4 protein-coding genes are annotated in these 6,463 nt (G+C 74.5%); all 4 read right to left on the reverse strand.

What is annotated here, in order from left to right:
* Positions 1-1,886 (reverse strand): HAD-IIIC family phosphatase (locus A8W25_RS14365; RefSeq protein WP_067161352.1); only part of this gene is annotated, 1,886 nt, incomplete at its 3' end.
* Positions 1,883-2,914, reverse strand: coding sequence for a 3-oxoacyl-ACP synthase III family protein (locus tag A8W25_RS14370; RefSeq protein WP_067161354.1), 1,032 nt, complete (start codon positions 2,912-2,914; stop codon positions 1,883-1,885). The genes A8W25_RS14370 and A8W25_RS14365, both read right to left, overlap by 4 nt.
* Positions 2,911-5,964: a type I polyketide synthase gene (locus tag A8W25_RS14375; RefSeq protein WP_067161356.1), complete on the reverse strand. Its 3,054-nt coding sequence runs from the start codon at positions 5,962-5,964 to the stop codon at positions 2,911-2,913. Before A8W25_RS14375 ends, A8W25_RS14370 begins: the two co-directional genes overlap by 4 nt.
* On the reverse strand, positions 5,961-6,275 hold the full coding sequence (locus A8W25_RS14380; protein ID WP_067161358.1) for an acyl carrier protein: 315 nt from the start codon (positions 6,273-6,275) through the stop codon (positions 5,961-5,963). The genes A8W25_RS14375 and A8W25_RS14380 overlap by 4 nt, the downstream gene beginning before the upstream one ends.
* Between the last annotated feature and the right edge of the window lie 188 nt (positions 6,276-6,463).

The raw sequence follows: 6,463 nt of genomic DNA on the forward strand, positions 1-6,463 counted from the left end.
ATGTCGCGCAGGGCGTGGCGGAAGAGGACGGTGGTGGGGTCGTCGGGGGCCACGCCCGTGGGGACGAAGCCGTGGTCGATGTAGAAGGAGGCGCAGGCGGCGTTGCGGGCGGTCGGCCGGTGGCGGGCCAGCGCGCCCTGGGCGCCGGACGCCGCCGCGTGCTCCAGTACGGCCGCCAGACAGGCGCTCTCGATGCCGCGCGAGAACACCCGGCAGCTCAGTACGTAGTTGTCGATGTGCAGGTCCTCCGCGTCGCGGCGCAGGAACACCGCCCCGACCAGACCGTGGTCGCCGAACCGGTCGCGGGCGTGGACCACCAGCACACCGCGGTCCTGCCGTTCGGCCCACTCCCGCACCTGCGGCAGCTGGAGCCGCTCGGGGGCGAGGTGGAACTGGTTGGTGCGCAGGGTGAGCTGGGAGACCCGGGACAGCTCCGGGGGCTCCGGCGGGCGCACCGTCACCTCGATGCCGAGCCCGTCCAGGTAGTCCTGGTAGGAGCCGACGTCCTCGCGGAACTCCTGGCGCCTGGCCTCCGTGCGGTAGCGGCCCGCCCGCTCGCGGTCCTCGTCGGTGAGCACGGGCAGGTCGAACCACCCGTCCGCGAGCAGCGCCGCCGGGTGCAGGGCCGGCTCCTCGTCCACCCGGACCACCGCGACCTGCGGCAGCTGCTCCCGTACCAGACCGCACTCGAAGGTGCTGTCGTCGACGAAGACGAAGCTGTCCAGGCCGATCCCGAGCCGCTCGGCGATGTCGCGCAGATTGTCGTGCTTGGCCGACCAGTTGGCGTTGACGCGGACGAAGTCGTCCTCGCGCAGCAGCATCGAGGGATGCTCGCTGAGCGCCTCGCGCACCCGGTCCTCGTCGTTCTTGCTGCTGACGGCGAGCAGGACGCCCTGGGAGCCGAGCTGGGCCACCACGCGCTGGAACTCGACGAACGCCTCGCCGCGGAACCCGCTGCCGAGCTCCACGCCGTCCACGCCGTCCTCGCCGAGCACACCGCCCCAGAGCGTCCCGTCCAGGTCGAGGACGAGGCACTTGCGGGTCCGGCCGAGCAGCCCGGTGACGAGGTGGCCGACGTCGCGGGCGTAGCTCGCGAGCAGTCCTTCGGCGAGGCGCGCCTTGGCGTACAGGCCGGTGCGCGGCTCGTACGCGGGTGTGCCCTGGGCGACCAGCGGGTCGAGATCGACGACGATCAGCCCGGGGTGCTCCTCGGCGAGGGCGAGCAGCCCGCTGTTGAACTCCCGCCACACGACGCCGAGTCGGGCCCGGGAGCGCAGATCGACCAGCTGGCGGGCGTGGCCGTGCAGCAGCGGCACGGTGTTGAGGACCAGCGGGCCGCGCCCGTTCTCCTGATGGGCGCGCACGGCCCGGCCGATCAGGGCGAGCCGGGAGCGGGCCGCCGCCTCGACGTCCTCGACCCGCCAGGGCAGCGGCACCTCCTCGAAGACGGTGTGCGCGTCAAGGAGGCACAGCGTGAGGCGCGGCCGGGGCCCGGCCCCGGGGCCGCCGGGCCCGAGCAGGTCCGCCAGATACGAGCCGTACGGCGAGACCACCGGGTCCAGGAGCAGCCCGTGGCGCGCCAGCTCCGCGGTGAGCGGGGCGACCAGCGGGGCGACGGTGGACTGGCCGGTGACGGCGACGGTCACCACGGGCACGTCCGGGTGGTGACGGGCGACGTCCGCACGGTCGAGCCGGGCGAGCAACTGCCCGGCGGCAGGCAGTCGCGGCTCCGGCAGCCGGGCGAGCAGGGGCCGTACGGAGGGGTACTCGGCCTCCAGGTGCCCGGCCGCGTACAGGCCGCGCAGGGTCCGCAGCGCCTCGGGGTCGCGCCAACTGCCGCCCGAGGTGGGCGTGTTGAGAAGGCCTGCGGGTTCGGTCGTGGTCATGCGCGCTCCAGGGCGATGCCGGACTTGATCCACTTGCTGGACTCCACGGCGACGGCGACGGCACGCCCGCCGCCCTGCCACTGGCCGAGCAGCTCGGCGAGCTGGAGGAAGGGCAGGGCGTTGCCGTTGTTGCCGACCGTGCGCACCACGTTGACGCGCTGGGCGAGCGGGGCGGGCATCGAGTCGGAGATGCGGTCGCTCATACGGCCGGAGAGCTGGGGCGGGAGCAGGAAGTCCACCTGGTCGGCCGTCCAGCCCACGTCCCCGACGAGCTCCCAGAACATCTGGGTCGCCAGGACCGGCACCGCCGCCTCGATCGCCTTGTAGTCCTCGGAGACGGCGGTGCGGTCGCTGTGCCGGTCGCCCAGGCCGAACCAGTCGATGACCTGGCCGGGCGCCTTGCCGAGGCCCACCAGGCGGTTGAGGACCTGGCGGATCTCGACGCGCTCCCCGAAGGACTCGGTGCTGAGCACGGCCGCGCCCGCCCCGTCGCCGAAGAGGATGTAGTTGACCAGCTCGGCGGAGGTGCGCGAGCCGGGGTCGAAGTCGGTCTCCAGGTGCTTGGCGCAGACGTCGCCGCCGATCACCAGGACCGTCGAGCAGCGTCCGGCGAGGAGCAGGGTGCGGGCCACGTCGAGCGCCTGCACGGCCCCGGCGCAGCCGGACTGGAGCTGGTAGGTGGGGACGTTGTCGATGCCGAGGCGGTCCGCCACCAGGTTGACGGTGGCGGGCATCAGCTGGTCCGGGGTGGCGGTGCCCATCACGATGCAGTCGATGTCGACGGCCTCCAGGCCCGCCGCCGACAGTGCCCGGTCCGCAGCGGTCGACGCGATGTCCGCGAGGGACTGGCGGACCTGGCCGGTGGCCAGGTCGACGGCGAAGTGCCGGCTGACGTTGCCGATGAACATCTCGGCCCACTGCTCGTCGACGCCGACGAGCTTGGCCAGGGTGGCGTTGTCCACCGGCTCGCCCGGCAGACAGGTGCCGACCGAGACCAGATGGGCGACGGGGGCGGGTGACGGGCTCATACGCGCGGTCCTTCCGGGGTGGACGGGCTGGTCGGGGCGGACGGTGCGGTCGCCGCCGCCGGTACGAGGAGGCGCTCGCCCAGATAGCGGACGAGGTCGCCCACGGTCTCCAGGCTCGCCAGCAACTCCTCGACGGGCAGGCTGCCGAGCTCGGGCAGCTCGTTCTCGATGCGGGTCTTGAGCTCCATGACCTGGATCGAGTCGAAGCCGAGGTCCTCGGCGAGGCGGGAGCGGTCCCGTACCGCCGAGGGGTCGTGCCCGCCGACCCGGCACACCAGACGGCGCGTCACCTCGGCCACCCTGGGGGAGGAGCCGCCGTCCCTGGTCGGCGGGCACGTTTCCGCGGACTCCGCCGTCGGCGGCTCCGCGGCTGCCGCGTCCGTGTCGGGGAGGTGGGGCGCGGGCAGTTCGGGGGCGACGGCCGAGCGCCAGGCGCGGAAGCTGTCGTCGAAGACGTACGGCGGGAGCCGGCGCGGCACCCGGTCCGCCTCCGGGTACAGGCGGTCCCAGAGGGGGTCGGCCCCGGCGCTCCACAGCTCCCCGAGCAGGTGGTGCAGCGGGTGGCGGGGCGCGCGCTCGCCCGGGTGGGCGGCCAGGCAGCTCACCGGGTCCGCGTCGGCCGGCCGGAGCCGGGCGAGCATGGGGGTGAGCACGGCGCGCGGGCCGATCTCCACGATGTGGGTGACGCCCGAGGAGAACAGCTCGGCGGCGGCGTCGGCGAACCGTACCGGCGCGGTGATCTGGCGCGCCCAGTACGCGGCGTCCATGCGCTCCTCGTCGCCCATGACCCGTCCGTACACGGTCGAGAAGACCGGCACCGAGGGGGCGTGCACCGCTGTGTCCGCGCCCTCGGTGCGGAACGGTTCCACGGCGGGCCGCATCAGCGGGGAGTGGAAGGCGTGCGAGACGGTCAGCGGGCGGGCGTTGACCCCCTGGTCGGCCAAGGTGCCGCGCAGCAGGGCGAGTTCGTCGAGCGCGCCGGCGACCACGGTGCTGCGCGGACCGTTGACGGCCGCGACGCACACCCGCGCGGGATCGGTGAGCAGCGCCTCCACCTCCGCCTCGGGCAGCGGTACGGCGAGCATGCCGCCGCCGTCCGGCAGCGCCTCCATCAGCGCGCCCCGGCGGGCCACCAGGCGGGCCGCGTCGGCGGGTTGGAGCACTCCGGCGGCGCAGGCCGCCGCGAACTCGCCGATGCTGTGGCCGATGACCGCGGCGGGCCGGATCCCGGCGTCGATCAGGGCGCCCGCCATCGCGTACTCGACCGCGAAGAGCGCGGGCTGGGCCAGGCCCGTGCGGTGCACTCCCGGGTCGCCCGCCAGGACGGCGTCGCGCACCGAGAGGCCGAGATGGTGGGCGAGGTGCCCGTCGATCTCGTCGAAGAGGCGGGCGTAGACGGGCGAGGTGGCATACCAGGAGGCGGCCATGCCGGGGTGCTGGGCGCCCTGTCCGGTGAACGCGAACGCCACCGTGGGCGCCGTGCGCCGCACCCCGCCGTCCTCGTCGTGGGTGGCGTCAGCCGCCTCGCGCAGCCCCGCCACCAGCGCCGCCAGGTCGCCCGCGGCGACGGCGACGCGGTGCGGCAGCCGGGACTTGACGCGGTTGCTGGTCCAGCACAGCTGGGCGAGCCGGTCCTCGGGCAGCTGGGCCAGCGCCTCCGCCTGGGCCAGCAGATTGGGGCGCAGCTGGCGTGCGGAGCGGGCGGAGACGGTGAACACCCCCGGGACCCGCTCGCCGGAGCGGTGCACCGCGCGCGGCGGCGAGGAGAGTACGGCGTGCGCGTTGGTGCCGCCCATGCCGAAGCTGCTGACGGCGGCGTGCACGGTGCCGGACGGCAGCCGTAGCGGGGACCTGAGCAGCGACAGACGCCGCCCCGGCAGCTGGAGCCCCGGGTTCTCGTCGTCGGCGAAGCGGCTCGGCGGCACGGTCCGGTGGTGCAGCGCGAGGACGGTCTTGACGACCCCCGCGATCCCGGCGGCGCCCTCGGCGTGCCCGAAGTTGCTCTTGACCGAGCCGAGCGCGACGCTGCCGCCGCTGCGGCCGCTGGTGAGGTGGCCGAGCGCCTGGGCCTCCATCATGTCGCCCAGGAGGGTGCCGGTGCCGTGCGCCTCGATGAAGCCGATGTCGTCGGCGCCGACGTCGGTCGAGCGCCAGACCCGCTCGATGAGCTCCTGCTGAGCCCACCGGTTGGGCGCGGTGATGCCGTTGCTGCGGCCGTCCTGGTTGACGCCGGTGCCGCGCAGCACGGCGTAGACCGGCTGGCGGTCGGCCAGCGCGTCGGCGAGCCTGCGCAGGACGAGTACGGCGACGCCCTCGGCGCGGCCGATGCCGTCGGCCGAGGCGCTGAACGGCTTGCAGCGGCCGTCCGGCGCGGACAGGCCCGCCTGGGTGTAGAAGATGTTGAGGACGGGCGTCATGATCAGGTTGGTGCCCCCGGCGAGCGCGTAGTCGCAGTCGCCCGACCGCAGCGCGCCGGAGGCGAGGTGCAGGGCGACCAGCGAGGACGAGCAGGCCGTGTCGACGGCCAGGCTGGGGCCCTTGAGGTCGAGGTGGTACGAGACGCGGTTGGCGCCCATGAAGTAGCCGTTGCCGGAGCCGTGCCGGGCGGTGATCCGGTCGTAGTCGGCGAGTTGGAGGTGGGCCCACTCGTTGGCCATCACCCCCACGAACACGCCCGTGTCGGTGCCGGCCAGGTCCTCGGGGGCCACCGTCGCGTCCTCGATGGCCCGCCAGGAGCACTGGAGCAGCAGCCGCTGCTGCGGGTCCATGGCGGCCGCCTCGCGCGGCGAGATCCCGAAGAAGGCCGGGTCGAAGGCGTCCGGGTCGTCGATGAACCCGCCGCGCACGGTGTTGGAGCGGCCGGGGGGCCGGGCCTCGCCCGGGGAGGCCGGCTCGTCGATCCGGTAGCGGTCCGCCTCCCAGCGCTCCTCGGGGACGCGCCGGGTGCCGTCCCGGCCCTCCATCAGGAGCTTCCAGAACTCGCCGGCGTCCCGGGCCCCGGGGAAGCGGCAGTCGAGCCCGACGACCGCGACCGGTTCGGATGCGCTCATGAGGCGGCCCCGGTATCACCCACGGCGAGCAGCTCGGCCAGGTGCCCGGCGATCGCGCGTACCGTCGGGAAGTCGTACGCGAGGGTCGGCGGGACCGCCAGCAGGTGGCGCTCCTCTATCTCGCCGCAGATGCCGATCGCGGCCACCGAGTCGATGCCGTAGTCGGCGAGCGGGGTCGTCGGGTCGATCTCCCGGGCGGGCCGGTGCAGATGGAAGGCCACCCGGTCGGTGAGCCACTTCTCCAGGTCCGCGGGGGCCAGGACGGGGGTCTGCGGCCGGATCGCGGTGCGGGTGTCGGGGGCGATGGACATGAGGTACCTCTTCCTTGGGGGCGCTCGGTGGGCCGGGCGGTCTCAGCGGCCGGGGGCGGCCAGCGGAGCGGCCTGCTCGGCCTGCTCGGCCTGCTCGGCCGACGCGGCGACGAGGGCCGCGACCGGCCGGTCCAGGCGCTGGTGGAGTACGGGCAGCGCGCCGTCGGCGAACAGACGGCGCATCAGGG

Source organism: Streptomyces sp. ERV7 (assembly GCF_001653515.1).
Taxonomy (GTDB): domain Bacteria; phylum Actinomycetota; class Actinomycetes; order Streptomycetales; family Streptomycetaceae; genus Streptomyces.